The 16,007-nt window shown below is 73.7% G+C and carries 16 protein-coding genes; 4 read left to right on the top strand and 12 right to left on the bottom strand.

All coding sequences use genetic code 11. The annotated features are described in order from the left end of the window. Positions 1-326: 326 nt before the first annotated feature. Positions 327-1,271, top strand: coding sequence for a 5'-3' exonuclease (locus tag ACWED2_RS12970; RefSeq protein ID WP_449690642.1), 945 nt, complete (start codon positions 327-329; stop codon positions 1,269-1,271). On the opposite strand, the gene ACWED2_RS12965 is transcribed toward ACWED2_RS12970, so the two are convergent. The 4 genes from ACWED2_RS12965 to ACWED2_RS12950 form a co-directional block, all read right to left on the bottom strand. After that, complete coding sequence (locus ACWED2_RS12965) at positions 1,268-2,482, bottom strand: GNAT family N-acetyltransferase (protein ID WP_449690641.1); 1,215 nt, start codon at positions 2,480-2,482, stop codon at positions 1,268-1,270. The two genes, ACWED2_RS12970 and ACWED2_RS12965, sit on opposite strands and share 4 nt — an antisense overlap. 65 nt (positions 2,483-2,547) lie before the next feature. Beyond that, on the bottom strand, positions 2,548-3,750 hold the full coding sequence (locus ACWED2_RS12960; RefSeq protein WP_449690640.1) for a GNAT family N-acetyltransferase: 1,203 nt from the start codon (positions 3,748-3,750) through the stop codon (positions 2,548-2,550). A gap of 69 nt (positions 3,751-3,819) precedes the next feature. Further along, positions 3,820-4,521, bottom strand: coding sequence for a DUF4333 domain-containing protein (locus ACWED2_RS12955; RefSeq protein ID WP_449690639.1), 702 nt, complete (start codon positions 4,519-4,521; stop codon positions 3,820-3,822). Positions 4,522-4,680: 159 nt separating this feature from the next. Then, positions 4,681-7,512, bottom strand: a complete 2,832-nt coding sequence (locus ACWED2_RS12950; protein ID WP_449690638.1) for a DEAD/DEAH box helicase — start codon at positions 7,510-7,512, stop codon at positions 4,681-4,683. A 122-nt stretch (positions 7,513-7,634) separates the two neighbouring features. Here ACWED2_RS12950 and ACWED2_RS12945 point away from each other — a divergent pair, with 122 nt between their 5' ends. Then, on the top strand, positions 7,635-8,210 hold the full coding sequence (locus ACWED2_RS12945; RefSeq protein WP_449690637.1) for a hypothetical protein: 576 nt from the start codon (positions 7,635-7,637) through the stop codon (positions 8,208-8,210). On the opposite strand, the gene ACWED2_RS12940 is transcribed toward ACWED2_RS12945, so the two are convergent. The 7 genes from ACWED2_RS12940 to ACWED2_RS12910 form a co-directional block, all read right to left on the bottom strand. After that, a complete protein-coding gene (locus tag ACWED2_RS12940) occupies positions 8,207-9,088 on the bottom strand; it encodes a diacylglycerol/lipid kinase family protein (RefSeq protein WP_449690636.1) in 882 nt (293 codons plus the stop codon). The two genes, ACWED2_RS12945 and ACWED2_RS12940, sit on opposite strands and share 4 nt — an antisense overlap. After that, positions 9,088-10,059, bottom strand: coding sequence for a twin-arginine translocase subunit TatC (tatC, locus tag ACWED2_RS12935; RefSeq protein WP_449690635.1), 972 nt, complete (start codon positions 10,057-10,059; stop codon positions 9,088-9,090). Before tatC ends, ACWED2_RS12940 begins: the two co-directional genes overlap by 1 nt. Positions 10,060-10,146: 87 nt before the next feature. Next, positions 10,147-10,452 carry a Sec-independent protein translocase subunit TatA gene (gene tatA, locus ACWED2_RS12930; protein WP_449690634.1) on the bottom strand — a complete coding sequence of 102 codons (306 nt, stop codon included), beginning with the start codon at positions 10,450-10,452 and terminating at the stop codon, positions 10,147-10,149. 31 nt (positions 10,453-10,483) lie between these two features. Further along, positions 10,484-10,696 carry a bacteriophage holin gene (locus ACWED2_RS12925; RefSeq protein WP_449690633.1) on the bottom strand — a complete coding sequence of 71 codons (213 nt, stop codon included), beginning with the start codon at positions 10,694-10,696 and terminating at the stop codon, positions 10,484-10,486. Between the two features lie 9 nt (positions 10,697-10,705). Continuing rightward, complete coding sequence (locus tag ACWED2_RS12920; protein ID WP_449690632.1) at positions 10,706-11,686, bottom strand: helix-turn-helix transcriptional regulator; 981 nt, start codon at positions 11,684-11,686, stop codon at positions 10,706-10,708. Beyond that, a complete protein-coding gene (locus ACWED2_RS12915) occupies positions 11,683-12,666 on the bottom strand; it encodes a helix-turn-helix transcriptional regulator (protein WP_449690631.1) in 984 nt (327 codons plus the stop codon). Before ACWED2_RS12915 ends, ACWED2_RS12920 begins: the two co-directional genes overlap by 4 nt. Before the next feature lie 10 nt (positions 12,667-12,676). After that, positions 12,677-13,108 (bottom strand): winged helix-turn-helix transcriptional regulator, encoded by a 432-nt coding sequence (locus tag ACWED2_RS12910; RefSeq protein ID WP_449690630.1) that lies wholly within the window; start codon positions 13,106-13,108, stop codon positions 12,677-12,679. Positions 13,109-13,199: 91 nt separating this feature from the next. On the opposite strand from ACWED2_RS12910, the gene ACWED2_RS12905 reads away from it, so the two are divergent. Together ACWED2_RS12905 and ACWED2_RS12900 are read left to right on the top strand one after the other, a co-directional pair. After that, complete coding sequence (locus ACWED2_RS12905; RefSeq protein WP_449690629.1) at positions 13,200-14,150, top strand: NADP-dependent oxidoreductase; 951 nt, start codon at positions 13,200-13,202, stop codon at positions 14,148-14,150. A gap of 10 nt (positions 14,151-14,160) precedes the next feature. After that, positions 14,161-14,859, top strand: a complete 699-nt coding sequence (locus ACWED2_RS12900) for an SDR family oxidoreductase (RefSeq protein WP_449690628.1) — start codon at positions 14,161-14,163, stop codon at positions 14,857-14,859. Here the strand turns inward: ACWED2_RS12900 and ACWED2_RS12895 are convergent. Further along, positions 14,856-15,878, bottom strand: coding sequence for a WD40/YVTN/BNR-like repeat-containing protein (locus ACWED2_RS12895; RefSeq protein ID WP_449690627.1), 1,023 nt, complete (start codon positions 15,876-15,878; stop codon positions 14,856-14,858). The two genes, ACWED2_RS12900 and ACWED2_RS12895, sit on opposite strands and share 4 nt — an antisense overlap. Between the last annotated feature and the right edge of the window lie 129 nt (positions 15,879-16,007).

Raw genomic sequence — 16,007 nt, 5'->3', positions numbered from 1 at the left:
CAGCCCAGGGCCCGCCGGGAACCGCCCGGCCCCTGCGCGCCCCGGACCAGCCACGGTTCAACCCCAGCAGCCGCCGGGGAGCCGCCCCGGCCCGCGGGGCACCCCAGACCAGTTCCCGTCCAGCCCAGCAGCCGTCGAAAGCCGCCCTCGCCCGCGGGGGCGCCCCCCGTTTTCCACGCTACCGGCCACCACCGACAATTCCGGGTGCCACGGAAGGCCGGCCCCGGTCAACCACGGTCTTCGTGGCGAGCCCGGACCGCACTCCCCGGCAACCGCGCCGCGTGGCCTGCCCCTCCTGCGGGCCCCGGTCATGGCAGGCTGTGCGGGTGACCGGATCCCTTGCCCTGCTCGACTCCGCGAGCCTGTACTTCCGCTCCTTCTTCGCCCTGCCCGACTCGATGCGCGCCGCCGACGGGACGCAGGTCAACGCCGTGCGCGGGTTCGCCGACACGATCGCGCGGATTCTCACCGACCGGCGCCCGGCGCGGCTCGTCTGCTGCCTGGACGCCGACTGGCGGCCGAAGTTCCGCACCGACCTGCTGCCCAGCTACAAGGCGCACCGGGTGGCCGAGGAGACCGGCAGCGGCCCGGACGTCGAAGAGGTGCCCGACACGCTCACCCCGCAGGTGCCGATCATCCTCGACCTGCTCGAAGCGTTCGGGTTCGCCACCGCCGAAGCCGCCGGCTACGAGGCCGACGACGTCATCGGCGCGCTGGCGACCCGGGAGAAGGCCGACCCCGTCGAAGTGATCACCGGCGACCGGGACCTCTTCCAGCTCGTGCGCACCGAGCCCACGCCCGCCTCGGTCATCTACGTCGGCAAGGGCTGGGCCAAGGCCGAGGTGCTGGGGCCCGCCGAGATCGCCGAGCGCTACAGCCTGCCGCGCGAAACCGCCGGACCGGCCTACGCGGACATGGCCGCCCTGCGCGGCGACCCGTCCGACGGGCTGCCCGGCGTCGCCGGCATCGGCGAGAAGACCGCCGCGAAGCTGATCACGCAGTTCGGCTCACTCGAAGCCCTCGTGAAGGCGAGCGAGGCCGGCGACTCCGCGCTCCCGCTCAAGACGCGGCTGCGGCTGAAGGAAGCGGCGGACTACCTCGCCGTCGCCCCGACCGTGGTCCGGGTGGCGGTCGACGCGCCGGTCGAGCAGTCCCGCCCCGACACCGTCCCCGCGACACCCGCCGACCCCGAGCGGGTCGCCGAGCTGGCCGAACGGTGGAACCTCGGCAACTCCGTCGAACGGCTGCTCAAGGCCCTGCCCGGCGCCTAGAAGTGGGTGCCGCACCACGGCGCGGCCGTGGTGGTGAACAGCTCGTCGGCCCGCCCGAGCGCCGCCGGGTCAGCGGCGGCGATGCGGCCCGCCTCCGCCAGGGTCGTCGCCCGCCACTGCCCGAGGTAGAGCATGCCGAGGGTGTCGACGTCGAGGGCCAGGTCCGCGGCGGCGCCGGTGCGGCGGGCGCCGTCCGGGCCGACTTCGTAGTGCCCGGTGTTGGCCGGCAGCTGCCGGTCGGTCACCGCGAGCACCACCGGGCCGGCCGCGCGGTAGGTGCGGGCGGCGAGCGCGGCCTCGACGTCGACCGGCCGCAGCCACAGGTCGTCCTCGACGGCGGCGGTCGCCGCGTGGCGGTGATCGGTGAGCATCAGGGCGAGCGGCTCGTCGACCGGGCGGTGGCGGGCGCGCACCTCCGAGACCAGGTCCACCGACAGCAGGTACCGCCAGAGCGCGGCCCGCGCCTCCGGGCCGGCGGCGTGCAGGTCGTGGACCTCCAGCGCGGCCCCGCGGTCGGGTGCCTCGAAGACCCGGCGGCCGATCGTGCCGTACACGGCGAAACCGTCGTCACCATCCGGTCCACTGTGGACCACGACGAGAAACTCGCCCTCGCTCACCGGCCGGTTGTGCGAGATCGGCCACCACAGCTGCGGACGCGCGATCATGCCCGGCCGGTGCAGCCCGATCCGCCGGTACAGCCCGGGAATCTCCTTCACCGCCTCCTCCGGCGAGAGCAGCCGGACGTCCCCACCGGCCGCCACGCGCTCGTGCAGCCGGGCCGCCGGCCGCTCCACCCGCAGGGTCTTGCCCAGCGCCGCCGACCCGTAGCCGAACCGCCCGTAGATGGTGGGCTCGCTGGCGTGCAGGACGGCCAGCGGCAAACCCCGCCCGGCGAAGTCGGCCAGCTGCACGGCCATCATCGCGCTCAGCACCCCGCGGCGGGTCCGGTCGGCGCGGACGCCGACGCCCTCCACCGCGGCCACCGGCAGCGTCCGCCCGCCCGGGACGGCGATCTCGGTGTCGAAAGCACTGACGATCCCGATCGGGCTCCCGCCCTCGAACGCGCCGAACTTGTGCGCGGCCGGCCAGGATTCCCCGACCCGGGCCCAGCGCTCGTCGGTGACGCGCTGGGTGTGCAACGCGCGGCGCAGCACGTCGAACGTGCTGCGCCGCTCTTCCTCGGTGATCGGACGGACGTCGAAGGCGGTCATCTCCCCGATCCTGCCGCCCGCCGCCGGGCCTGGCACGCCGTTTTCCGGTCACCCGGCCACGCCGCTCAGAAGTGGCTGCCGCTCCAGGCCGCCACCCGGGTGCCGAACAGCAGGTCCGCCGCCGGCGGCGCAGCCGGGTCGCGGACCTCGATCCGCCCCACCTCGGCCAGCGCCGAAGCCCGCCAGGTGCCCAGGTAGACCATCGCCAGCGTGGTGACGTCCAGGCGCAGCCCCGCCGGCCGGTCCGTGCGCTCGGCGCCGTCCGGGGTGATCAGGTAGCTGCCGCTGTTGCCCGGCAGCAGCGGATCGGTCACCTCGACGACCACCGGCTCGGCGTGCCCGTACTCCCGCGCGGCCAGTGCCCGCGGGACGTCGACCAGCCGGATCCAGTGCTCGTCCCCGACGTGGTCGACGTTGCCCCGGCGGTGGTCGGCGAGCAGCAGCTCGATCGGCTCGTCCAGCGGCCGCGATTCGGCGACGACCCGGTCCACCAGGTCCACGCCGAGCAGGAACCGCCACAACCCGGCGAACGCCGCCGGCGAGCCGGCGAACAGGTCGTCGACCTCCAGGCTCTTCGTCCACGGCGGGGCCATCGCGCCGCCGACGTGGTAGATCGCGAACCCGTCCGGCCCGCCGGGGCCGTGGTGCACGACCGCCTTCGCCGGCGTCGCGTGCCGCCGCAGCTGCATCTCGTAGAGCCGCCACAGCACCTCGGGCCGGGTCATCATCCCCGGCCGCTGCTCGAGCCCCTCGTACACGCCGGGACAGACCTCGAGCGCCCGGTCGAGGTCCAGCAGCTCCAGCTCACCGCCCACCGGGGCGTCCGGCCGCACCCGGGCCCGGTGCCGGTCGACGCTGTAGGTGCGGGCGCGCGTCGCCAGCCCGTACCCGAACCTGCCGTAGATCCCCGCCTCCGACGCCAGCAGGTTCGCGAACACCACGCCGCGCGCGGCGAAGTCCTCCAGCTGCGTCGTCAACAGCGCACGCAGGATGCCGCGCCGGGTGCGATCGGCCCGGACCCCCACCGAAGTGACCCCCACCATCGGCAGCCGCGCCCCGCCGGGCACGGTCAGCTCGGCGTCGAAGGACCGCGCGGTCCCGACGAGTTCCGGGTCGAACGCCCCGAGCGTGCCCCCGGGCTGGTAGTAGCGCGCCGCGTACACCCATTCGGCATCGTCGGACGGCGGGAAGTGCATGGTCGCGCGGAACAGCTCGCTGGCCGCCCGGTGTTCGCCGTCGTCCAGCGTCCGGATCTCGAAGTCGCTCATGCCCGGATCATCTCCGGAAACGCCGAGGCCCGGCCACCGGAATACGCCGGCGGCCGGGCCTCGGGCACGCTACTTGGCGACGGGCGGGGAAACCTCGTAGTTGCCGCCGGTGCCCTTCACCGTGATCGGCACCTGCTGCGGCTTCCCGGCGATGGTGGCGGTGCACTCGAACTTCGCCCCGTCCTCCACCTTCTGCTCGGCGGGGCAGGTGACACCGGTGACGCCGTCGATCTTGTAGGTCTCGGTCAGCAGCTTCTGCACGTCGGTCTGCATCTGGGTGTTGTTGAAGACCTGCGTCTTCAGGAACCCGGGCGCGACGAACCCGAGCACCAGGAACGCGGCGACGACCACGATCGCCGCGACCACGCCGATCAGCAGGCCCTTCTTCGACTTCGCCGGCTTCTCCGCCTCCGGCGCGGCCGTGCCGGGGAACTGCTGGCCGTAGTCGTACTGGCCACCCGGCTGCTGCCCGTACTGCGGCTGCGCCTGCGGCCCGCTCTGCGGGTACCCACCACCGGGCTGCTGCCCGTAGGGCGGCGGCTGCTGGCCCCACTGCGGCTGCTGCGGCGGGGTGTACCCGCCCGGCTGCTGCCCCCACTGCTGGGGCTGCTGCGGCTGGCCCCATTGCTGCTGCTGGTTCGGGTCGTAAGAAGGCTGCTGCGGCTGCCCCCACTGCGGCTGTTCCTGCGAGCCGCTCGGCGGGTACGCGCCGCCCGGCTGCTGCCCGTACTGGGGCTGCTGTGGGTCGTTGCCGCCATACGGCGTGCTCATCGTCTGCCTCCGCCTGCTTCATTCATCTCGCTGTCCACCCCGAAACACCGGCAAGCCGCGCATACACGGTGTCGCAGGCGATCCAACCACAGGTCGGACCCGAGCACACGTGTCCACGCTCACCGGTCACCCGGCCGCCGAGCTGGGCTGACACCGAGTTCACGCCGCCCCCGCGGCCACGACTCCGCGGCGGAGCGCCTTCACCGCCTCGGCCGCCGTCGCCCCCACCGGATCCGCCTTGCCCAGCACGTCCCGGACCTGGTCGAGCAGGTCGATCACCTGCCGCGACCAGCGCACGAAGTCACCGGCCGACAGCTCCTGACCGTTCGCCTCGGCCGCGGTGAGGACCTTCTCCAGGGATTCGCCACGAGCCCAGCGGTAAACCGGCCACGCGAACCCGGCGTCGGGCTCCCGGGTCCGGTCGAGCCGGTGCCGCCGCTCGTCCTCGGTCAGCTCCACCCACAGCCGCGCCGTCTCCTGCCACGCCTCGGGCACCGCCCCGCCCGGCAGCCGCGGCTCCCCCGCGGTGTCCCGGCGAGCCTCGAACACCAGCGTCGACACGACCGCGGCCAGCTCGGCCGCGTTGAGCTTCCGCCACACCCCGTGCCGGATGCACTCCGCGGCCAGCAGATCCGACTCGCTGTAGAGCCGCGTCAGCCGCCGCCCGTCCTCGGTGACGCGGTCTTCCCCGTCCCCGGCCGACTCCGGCCCCAATCCATCCATGCCCCCGCCACCACCCTCAACGGAGGCGCTTCGCGCCACTGCCAAATAGCCCCGCTCACCCAGCAAGGCCAAAATCCGGTCGAACGCCCGCGCCAGCGAGTGCGTCGTCGCCGCGACCTTCCGCTCCAGCTGCTGCGTCTCGGCGGCCAGTCGCTGGTACCGCTCGACCCAGCGCAGGTTCGCCTCCCGCTCGGCCAGCCCGTGACACGGGTGCGCCCGCAGCGCCCGCCGCAACGCCGCCAGCTCCCCGTCCTCGTTCGCCCCCGAACCCCGCTTCTGCCGCCCCGGCAACGAAATCCCCGAGTTCCGCAGCGTCGAGGCGATGTCCCGGCGCGTCCGCGGCGACCGCAGCTCGACGTGCTTGGGCAGCCTGATCCGCCCCAGCGCCTCCACCGGCGACGGGAAGTCCGCCACCGACAACGGCCCCGACCACCGGTCCTCGGTCACCACCACCGGACGCGGCTCCCGGATCGGGTCCAGCCCCGGATCGACCACCACGGCCAGCCCGGCCCGCCGCCCCGCCGGCACCGCGATGACGTCACCCTTGCGCAGCTTCTCCAACGACTCCGCCGTGCCGGCCCGCCGCGCCGCGGTGCTCTGCCGCGACAACGCCTTCTCCCGCGCCGAAATCTTCGCCCGCAGCTCGACGTACTCCAGCATCTCGTCGAAATCGCCGGTCACCGCGGCCGTGTACCCCTTCAGGGCCTCCTTGTTCCGCTCGATCCGGCGCGCGGTCCCCACCACCGACCGGTCGGCCTGGAACTGCGCGAACGACTGCTCCAGCAGCTCCCGCGCCTCGGCCGCACCGACCTGCGCCACCAGGTTGACCGCCATGTTGTAGCCCGGCCGGAACGACGACCGCAGCGGATAGGTCCGCGTCGAGGCCAGCCCGGCCACCTGCTTCGGGTCCACCCCCGGCTGCCACGCGACGACCGCGTGCCCCTCCACGTCGATGCCGCGCCGCCCGGCCCGCCCGGTGAGCTGCGTGTACTCCCCCGGCGTCAGATCGACGTGCGCCTCGCCGTTGTACTTCACCAGCCGCTCGAGCACGACCGTGCGCGCCGGCATGTTGATCCCCAGCGCCAGGGTCTCGGTCGCGAACACGACCTTCACCAGCCCGCGGACGAACAGCTCCTCGACGGTCTCCTTGAACGCCGGCAGCAGCCCCGCGTGGTGCCCGGCGATCCCGCGCTCCAGGGCCTCCCGCCACTCCCAGTAACCCAGCACGCCCAGGTCGCCCTCGGGCAGGTCCGCGGTGCGCTCCTCGATGACCCGCCGGATCTCCTCGACTTCGCCGGGTCCGTTCAGCCGCAGGCCCGACCGGACGCACTGCGCCACCGCCGCGTCACAACCGGCGCGCGAAAAGATGAACACGATCGCCGGCAGCAACCCGGCCCGGTCCAGCTGCTCGACCACGTCGACCCGCGACGGCGGCCGGAACCGCGGCATCCGCGGCGGCGCGCCCCGCCGGCCCCGCGGCCCCCGGAACCCGGCCGGCGCGTACTGGCGGCCGATCTCCTCGGTCCGCCGCAGCAGGGTCGGGTTGATCCGCAGCTCGGCGTTCGGCGCGTGCACGTCGTCGCCGGCGAACAGGTCGAGCAGCCGGTTCCCCACCAGCATGTGCTGCCAGAGCGGCACCGGCCGGTGCTCGTCGACGACGACCGTCGTGTCGCCCCGGACCTCCACCAGCCACTCGCCGAACTCCTCGGCGTTGCTGACCGTCGCCGACAGCCCCACCACGCGGACGTACTCCGGCAGGTGCAGGATCACCTCTTCCCACACCGCGCCCCGGAACCGGTCGGCGAGGTAGTGGACCTCGTCCATCACGACGTAACCGAGGTCGGTGATCGTGGACGAGCCGGCGTAGAGCATGTTGCGCAGCACCTCGGTGGTCATCACCACCACCTGCGCGTTGCCGTTGATCGAAGTGTCCCCGGTCAGCAGGCCGACGGCGTCGGTGCCGTAGCGGGCGACGAGGTCGGCGTACTTCTGGTTCGACAGCGCCTTGATGGGCGTCGTGTAGAAGCACTTGCGGCCCTCGGCGAGCGCCAGGTGCACGGCGAACTCGCCGACCACGGTCTTGCCCGCGCCGGTGGGCGCGCAGACCAGCACGCCGTGGCCGTCTTCGAGGGCCTCGCACCCCCGGATCTGAAACTGGTCGAACTCGAAGGACACCTCCGCGGCGAAGCGCGTCAGCTGGGCGTACTTCCCGCGGCGCGCGGAGGCCGCATAGGCCTCGGCCGGGGACGGAGAAGGGCTACTGGCCACCTCGTCAGGGTTTCACACCCCACCGACAGTCCGCACGTTGCGTGCATCGACCCGCGGTATAGGTCGTTATACACCGGGAGGGACCGCGGAACCGGTGCGGCTCCGGGCGCGTCGGAGCGGGCATGACCGGACCGTGCCCGAGCTGTGGCCTGCTGGACCAGGTGCAGCACGTGCCCGCGGCGTACCAGGGCGGCCACTCGTTCCACCGCGGCCAGGGGCCGGTGGTCGCGGTGCCGGCCGGTGCCGGCGTCGTCGTCACGAGCAGCCAGGTGAGCGGCGTGTCGGTGACCGCGGTCGCCCGCGCGCTCGACCCCTTCCCTCCCCCACGCCGGGGCGGCGGCCTGCTGGCGGCCGCGATCGTGCTGGCCGTGGTGGGCAGCTGTTTCCTCCTGCTGCCGTTCTCGGCGGTGGGCGATCCGCCGCCGGGCGGGGTGGCGTCGAAGGTGCTGGGTGTCGCGTTGATCTCGCTGCCGTCGGTGTGCGTCTACGTCGCGGCCGGGGTGCTGGTCTGGCTGTACGTGCGCCGGGTGCGGGCGCACCGGAGGCAGCGGCGCGGGGTCCCGGCGGCGCGGCAGGTGTGGGAGCAGGGCTGGTTCTGCCACCGCTGCGGCGGCGTCTACTTCACCGACTCGGGCCGCTTGCTGACGCCGGCGCACTTCCGGCACCTGGTGGCCCGAGCGGGCGGCTACGACCGTTAGGCCAGGACGGTGAGGGCACCGGGAACGCAGGTGGCCGTCATCGGGACCGTGCCCTGCGGTTCCCCGTCCGCGTAGGCCGGCCAGGTGTTGCCGGCCAAGGTCACCGCGCGGGCGCGCAGCGTGCGGACCGCCGGGTGGGTCACGTGGTTGCCCGTGCGCAGGCCCGGGAGCATGCGGATCAGGCCGCGGCGGGTGGTGTGGCCGATGATCGTGACGTCGAAGACGCCGTCCTCGGGATCGGCCGTCGGGCAGATCGGGACGCCGCCGCCGTAGAAGCGGGTGTTGCCGATCGCCACCAGGGTCGCTTCGAGCTCCAGGCGGCCCGTGCCGGTGTCGACGACCACCGGGCGGGACCGGAACGAGGCCAGCTCGGCCAGGATCGCCAGGTCGTAGCGGCGCGGGCCGGATGGCCAGCGCATCCGGTTGGCTCGTTCGTTGACGCTCGCGTCGAAGCCCGCGCACAGCACCGTGGCGAACCAGGCGTCGCCCGCGCGGCCGAGGTCGATCCGGCGGCGGGCGCCCGAGCCCAGGGCCGCGACCAGCGCGTCGACCGCCGGGAGCGGCTCGCCGGGAACGCCGAGGGCGCGGGCGAAGTCGTTGCCGGTGCCGGCCGGGACCAGGCCGAGCGCGACGTCGTTGTTCGCGCAGAACTGGACACCCTGGTGCGCGGCGCCGTCGCCGCCGAGCACGATCAGGACGTCCAGCCCGGCCGCGTGCGACGACCGCATCAGCGCGCGGGACTCCTCGACGGAGTTGGCGACCAGGACGTCGAGCCGGTCCACGGCGGCGCGCAGCCGCTCGGCGACGGTGTCCGCGATCCGGGCGGCGGCGCCGTGCCCCGAGGCCGGGTGCACGGCGAGCGCGGCGTGGAGCCCCACTAGGTGACGTCGTCGGTGCTCGAGCGGCCACCGGAGGCGGTCGGGGCGGACGGCTCGTCGTCGATGGTGCTCGGCGTGTAGTCGAACGGCGCGGCTTCGTCGTCGGCGAGCTGATCCCAGCCCTCGTCCCCGCGGGCCTTCTCGAGCTTGCGGTCGTGGAAGCGGGCCATCTGCACGGCGATCTCGAACAGCACGGTGAGCGCGCCGGCGAGGCCGAGCATGGAGAACGGGTCGGAGCCCGGGGTGGCGAAGGCGGCGAAGACGAACAGCGCGAACACGATGCCGCGGCGCCACTTCTTCAGCTGCACGTACTTGACCACGCCGACGCGGTTGAGCATCACCACCAGCAGCGGGAGCTCGAAGCTGATGCCGAAGATGATCAGCAGCGACAGCAGGAACGAGATGTACTTGTCCGCGGTCAGCGCGGTGACGAACGCGTCCTGCCCGAAGCCCATCAGCAGCTGCAGGGCGTGCGGGAAGAGGATGTAGGCGAGCACGGCGCCCGCGGCGAACAGCACCGACGCGAACGCGACGAAGGTCAGCGCGTACTTGCGCTCCTTGCTGTACAGGCCGGGCGCGATGAACGCCCAGAGCTGGTACAGCCAGGCCGGCGAGAGCAGCACGGCCCCGGCCGCGATGCCGACCTTCAGCTGCGTCATGAACGCTTCGAACGGCACGGTCTGCAGCAGCCGGCACCCTTCGGCGCTGTCGAGCCGCCGGCTCGGCGGGATGGCGCAGTACGGGTCCTTGACGAGGTCGCCGAGCGACGGGATCGGCCCGATGTTGGTGCCGAACCAGATGAACCCGAAGATCCCGCCGACCACCACCGCGAGCAGGGCGAAGCCGAGGCGGCGGCGGAACTCGTAGATGTGCTCGATGAGCGTCATCGTGCCGTCGGGGTTGGTGCGACGGCTGCGCTTGCGCCGCTTCGACCGGCGGCTGTCACCGTTTCCGGAGGCGGATTCCGCCACGGGTTGTTCCGTTCTCGTCGGAGTCCGCCGGAGCGCGCCGGGTTCGGCGCGCTCCGTGGACGGGGGACCGGGTGGGGCCGGAGCGGCTCAGCTGACGTTCTTCTGCGGCTGCTCGGCCGCCTGCTGCTTCTTCAGCTCGTCGAGCTGACGCTGCAGGTCGGCGACCTGCTGGTCGGTCGAAGCGGGCGTGGCCGGGAGCTGCTTCGTCTCGGCGGGCTCGGCGTCTTCGTGCGCCGCGGCCTTCTCGCCGGTGAGGTCCTTGGTCTCGGCCTTGAAGATCTTCATGGACTTGCCGATGGACCGGGCCGCGTCGGGAAGCCTCTTGGCCCCGAACAGCAGCACGACGACGAGCACCAAGATGATCAAATGCCACGGCTGCAATCCGTTCAGCATGGTGGCCTCCTATCTGCGTCTGGTAGGGATGTTACTGGTTTTCCGCTTTGTGGCGGCGCTGCGCGAACGCGACGCGCAACCCCGCCGCCCGGGCACGGACGAGCCCCGCCCGGTCCTGGGTGTTCGTCACCACCATGCTTGTGGTTTGCCGGAAGGCACGCAAGACCTTGACGGTCCGCACCAGCAGGACCACGAGGACGACGAGGCCGAGTGCGATGAGCACGGCGGTGGGCAGGTACGGCACGCCGTCAGCCTAGTGGTCGCAGGTTGACGGAAGGTGACGGGCTCGGGCCACGGCGTCGGCGGCCCGGCGACCGACGTCGGACGCGAGGTCGGCCGGGCTCTCCACCAGCGCTTCCCCGCCCAGGCCCAGCACGAGGCGCACCATCCACGACTGGTCGGCGTAGCGCATCCGGATCCGCAGCCGGCCGCCGTCGAGCTCGTCGAGCTCCTCGCACGGGTAGTACTCGGCTACCCAGCGTGCGTCCGGGTCGAGGACCAGGACGGCCTCCCGTTGGTCGGGACGCTCGCGAAAGACACCGTCGGAGATGTCGGTGGGGTGGGCGTGCGCGGGTGGCCGCGACGGCTCGTCGAGGACGGTCAGCTCGTCGATCCGGTCGAGCCGGAACAGCCGGACGCCCTCGGCGCGGCGGCACCAGGCCTCGAGGTAGCCGACCGCCTGGACGATCAGCAGCCGCATCGGGTCGACCGTGCGCTCGGTGATCTGGTCCTTCGAGGCGGTGTAGTAGCGGATCCGCAGCGCGCGCCCGCCCTGCAGCGCCCGGGCGACCTCCTCGCGGGTCCGCGCGGTCTTCTTGCCCTCGCGCACTCCCCCGCCGACGACCACGCCGGCCGGCTGGGCCTGCCCGGCGGCGGCCTCGATCTTGGCGATGGAGCGGCGGACGGCGTCGCCGTCGACCACGCCCGGCGTCTCGGCCAGCGCCCGCAGCGCCACCAGCAGCGCGGTCGCCTCGCCGCCGGTCAGGCGCAGCGGGCGGCTCATCCCGGCGTCGTGGGTGACCACGATCGTGTTGCCCTCGAAGGACAGGTCGATCAGGTCGCCGGGGCCGTAGCCGGGCAGCCCGCACATCCAGAGCAGCTCGAGGTCCTTGCGCAGCTGCTTCGGGCTGACGTCGAAGTCCTGCGCCGCGTCGTCGATGCGGATGCCCGGGCGCGCCAGCAGGTACGGCACGAGCGCGAGCAGCCGCGGCATCCGGTCGGTGGACCCGCTCACCGCGCGCTCCCCTGCCGGGCGACGACGGCTTCCAGCCGGTCCTGGACGCTCTTGGCCAGCACGTCGGGTTCGAACACGACGACGTCCGGGCCCTGCGCGCTGATCCAGTCGGCGGCGGACTCCGGGTAGAGCAGGCCGATCTCCACGAGGTCGCCCTCTTCGCCGTCGACCGTGGCACGGCCGACCACGGTGCCGCGGCGGCGGACCCCGGCCGCGCGGCCGTCGGCGACCCAGACCCGGGCGGTGGTGACCGGCGCCGGCTCGCTGTCGACCGTGGCCGTGACGAGCTTGAGCAGGTTGACCCCCTCGGGGCGGCGGACCTCGCCGGGCTTGCCGGCGGTGCGGACCTGCCCGGTGACGCGGGAGAGCCGGAAGCAGCGGGTGGCGCCGCGGTCGCGGTCGTGCCCGACGACGTACCAGCGGGCCCGCCACGACACCACGCCCCAGGGTTCCAGGGTGCGCATGATCCGTTCCGGGGAGCCGCTGCGGCGGTATTCGAAGCGCACGGCCTGGCCGTTCTGGACCGCGGCCAGCAGCGGCCCGAACGCCGGTTCGGCGCGCACACGCGGCTCGACCACGGTGGGCGCCTGGTCGTCGACCTCGAGGCCGGCGGCGCGCAGCTTCACGAGCGCGCCCTGCGCCTGGCCGGTCAGCTCCGGGGAGTCCCACAGCCGCGAGGCCAGCGCGACGGCGGCGGCTTCGTCGGGGGCGAGGTCGATCTCGCCGAGTTCGTAGTCGCGGCGGGCGATGCGGTAGCCCTCGATGGCGTCGAACGCGCCGTTGCGGCCGGTCTCCAGGGGGATGCCGAGTTCGCGCAGCTCGGTCTTGTCCCGTTCGAACATCCGGAAGTAGGCGTCGTCGCTGGTCGCGTCGCCGTACCCGGGCACGATGCCGCGGATCTTCTCGGCAGTGAGGTACTGCCGGGTGGACAACAGGGCCAGCACCAGATTGACCAGCCGTTCGGCGCGTGCGGTGGACACCCGGTAGAGCCTAGCCCGCGCCGCCCGGCCCGATCGTGAGGTCCGGGGTGCGCGCGTCGTAATCGGCACGGGCCGCGTCGACGGCTTCGAAGTTGGCCTCGGCCCAGTCCTTGAACCCGGCCATCAGCGCCCGCAGCGATTCCCCCAGCGGCGTAAGGGAATAGTCGACGCGGACGGGGACCGCCGGGGTGACCTCGCGGGTGACGAGACCGTCCCGCTCGAGCACCCGCAGGGTCTGGGTGAGCATCTTCTGGCTGACCCCGGCGATGCGCCGCGAAAGGTCGCTGTAGCGCTGCGGCCCGTCACCGAGAGCGACCAGGATCAGGCTGACCCACTTGCCGGCGATCTCGTCGAGCAGCTTCCGGGTCGGGCACGCGGCCAGGTAGGCGTCGTAGGCGGCCTTTTCGGCGTGCCGCCGCTGTTCCGCCGTGCGCGTGGACACCGGGCGAACCTCCTCGTCGGGTAGGCACCTGCGAGTGCGTACTTCCCGATGGAGAGTAACTCCCCCTACGTTCGCGGGGAAGGAGGTTCGGATGCGTGCGATGGTGATCCGCCGGTTCGGCGGACCGGAAGTGCTGGAGTTCGCCGAGGTCCCGGTGCCGGAACCGGGTCCGGGGCAGGTGCGGATCCGGGTGGCGGCGGCCGCGGTGAACCCGGTGGACCTGGCGACCCGCAGTGGCGCGCTGACCGAGGCCGGGGTGATCCCGCCGCGGGAGGTGCTCGGCCTGGGCTGGGACGTCGCCGGCGAGATCGAGGCGATCGGCGAGGACGCGGGCCGCGCGGAGGCGCCGGCCGGAGCCGGCGAGCGCGCCCGGTTCCGGGTGGGCGATGCAGTGATCGGTCTGCGCGACCGGATCGCCACGCCGCTCGGCGCCTATGCCGAGCAGATCGTGCTGGACGCCTCGGCCATAGCCCCGGCGCCGCCGGGCGTGTCGCCGGTCGAAGCCGCCACCCTGCCGTTGAACGCGCTGACCGCCGCCCAGGCCCTGGATCCGGTGGAGACCGCGGGCACCGTGCTGGTGACCGGGGCGGCGGGCGCGGTCGGCGGGTACGCCGTGGCCCTGGCGCACGCCCGGAAGCTGCGGGTCGTGGCGGCGGCCTCCGAAGCCGACGAAGCGCAGGTCCGGGCGTTCGGCGCGGACGAGTTCGTGCCCCGCGGCCCGGCGCTGGGCGACCGGGTGCGCGCGGTGGTCCCGGGCGGGGTGGACGCGGCGCTCGACACCGCCCTCCTCGGCCTGGACGCCCTCGACGCGGTTCGCGGCGGCGGCGAGTTCGTGGCCTTCGCCGCGGGCGCCGCCCCGATCCCCCTGCGCGGGATCCGCGTGCGGCACGTCTGGATCCGCGCGGACGGCGAGCGGCTCGCCGAGCTGGCCCGGAGCCTCCCGCCGCGCGTGGCCGGCGTGCTGCCCCTCGCCCGCGCGGCCGACGCGCACGAGCGGCTCGCCGCGGGCGGGCTGCGTGGCCGGCTCGTGCTGACTCCCTAGCCTGGAGGGCATGGATGATCGCGTTCTCCTCGTCACCGGCGCCTCCCGCGGTCTGGGCGCCGCCACCGCACGCCTGGCCGCCGCCTCCGGGTTCAAGGTCGCCCTCGTCGCCCGCAAGGCCGAGTCCGTCGCCGCCCTGGCCGCCGAACTCGGCGAAGACCGGGCCATCGCCCTCGCCGCCGATGTCGCCGACTGGCCGGGCATCTCCGGGGCCGTTGCCGAGACCGTCGAGAAGTTCGGACGGCTCGACGCCGCCTTCGCCAACGCCGGGATCGGGGTCGGGACCTCGTTCTTCGGCGACGACGACCCCGACCCCACGGCGTGGGAGCCCATGGTCCGCACGAACGTCCTGGGCGCCGCCTACACTGCCCGGGCCGTCCTCCCCGCGCTCAAGGACACCTCCGGCCACCTGCTCATCACCGGCTCGGTGGCCGGCCGCTACATCCGCAACGCGAGCCTCTACTCCGCGACGAAGTGGGCCGTCACCGGCATGGCGGGCGCGATCCGCGAGGAGGCCGTCGGCACCGGGGTGCGGGTCACGCTGATCAACCCGGGCATCACCGACACCGACATCCTCAGCGACGAGCAGCGCACGAAGCCGAAGCTGGAGCCGGACGACATCGCCCGCGCGGTGCTCTACGCCCTGCAGCAGCCGCCCACGGTCGACGTCAACGAGATCCTGGTCCGGCCCACCGGCCAGGTCCTCTAGCCCAGGCGCGCCACCCGGCCTTGGGCGCCGCTGGCCCAGCAGGCGGCCCCGGCGCAGTCCACGCTGTCGAAGCTGCCCGTGTCGAACGAGGTCCAGTGCCGTCCGCCGTCCGGGCTGTAGTCGCTGCCGCCCGGGCCGACCGCCAGCACCGTGCCACCGCGCCAGGCCAGGCCGGAGCGGTAGCCGGCCGGGTACTGCGCCGGGGTCGTCCAGGTGCGGCCGCGGTCGCGGGTGAGCGCCACGGCCGGGCCGGGCGCCGTCGGGTTCGCGAAGTCGCCGCCGATCGCGACGCCCTGGGACGGCGAGCGGAAGGCCAGCGCGAACACGCCCGCCGACGGGCTGCTCGGCAACGGCGTGTCCGACGCCGTCCAATGCCGGCCGCCGTCGCCGGAGTGCAGGACGCGGGCGGTCGCGCCGCCACCCGTCGCGAGCCAGGCGTCGAACGGCCCCGCCGTGGTGATGCACTGGCCGCTGGCCGCGAACCCGGCCTCGCCGGGCAGCGCGGGCGGGAAGCCGCTGTCGGGCACCGGCCGCCAGCTGCGGCCGCCGTCGAAGGTGGCCTGCACCCGGAACCGGCCGTCGACCGGGTCGCTCATCGCCAGGCCGCGCCAGGGGTCGAAGAAGGCGAGGCAGTCGTAGAACGCGGCCGCGTCGGTGTTCTGGAACGTCTGGCGCCAGTGCGCGCCGCCGTCGTCGGTCCGGTAGACGCGGGAGTCCGCGCCTGGCCCGATGGAAAGGGTCACGGCGTGCTCGGCGTCGAAGGCCTCGATGTCGCGGAACTGCAGCGTCTCGGTCCCCGGCGGGCCCACGGGCTTCCAGGTGGCCCCGCCGTCGACCGTGCGCAGGACGGTGCCCTGCGTGCCGCTCACCCACGCGACCCGGGCGCTGACCGCGGACAGGCCGCGGAACTGCGCGGTGACGCCGGTGGGTTTCAGCTTCCACGCGAGCGGGCGCTCCCCCGCCGAAGCCGGGACCGCGAGCGAAACCAGCAGGGCGAGCACCAGCAGCACGACACGCATGCCCGCGATCTTGCCGCACCCGCCGCGCGACTTTCGTCGGGAACGCCGCGGGGGACGTCCGGCGCGGGCCTGGCCCCCCGCGGGGCGGGGGTCAGGGATCTGATTATGGTTTTCACACGCTCGAGGCAC

It is taken from the genome of Amycolatopsis sp. NPDC005003 (assembly GCF_053600695.1).
Note: the sequence above shows the minus strand (reverse complement) of the source record. Positions and strands in the feature narration are given on the sequence as shown.

Coding starts and splice junctions, on each gene's coding strand:
- ACWED2_RS12905 (WP_449690629.1), top strand. CDS start 13,200: ATGCGTGCGATGGTGATCCGCCGGTTCGGCGGACCGGAAGTGCTGGAG.
- ACWED2_RS12965 (WP_449690641.1), bottom strand. CDS start 2,482: ATGACCGCCTTCGACGTCCGTCCGATCACCGAGGAAGAGCGGCGCAGC.
- ACWED2_RS12945 (WP_449690637.1), top strand. CDS start 7,635: ATGACCGGACCGTGCCCGAGCTGTGGCCTGCTGGACCAGGTGCAGCAC.
- ACWED2_RS12960 (WP_449690640.1), bottom strand. CDS start 3,750: ATGAGCGACTTCGAGATCCGGACGCTGGACGACGGCGAACACCGGGCG.
- ACWED2_RS12900 (WP_449690628.1), top strand. CDS start 14,161: ATGGATGATCGCGTTCTCCTCGTCACCGGCGCCTCCCGCGGTCTGGGC.
- ACWED2_RS12895 (WP_449690627.1), bottom strand. CDS start 15,878: ATGCGTGTCGTGCTGCTGGTGCTCGCCCTGCTGGTTTCGCTCGCGGTC.
- tatA (WP_449690634.1), bottom strand. CDS start 10,452: ATGCTGAACGGATTGCAGCCGTGGCATTTGATCATCTTGGTGCTCGTC.
- ACWED2_RS12955 (WP_449690639.1), bottom strand. CDS start 4,521: ATGAGCACGCCGTATGGCGGCAACGACCCACAGCAGCCCCAGTACGGG.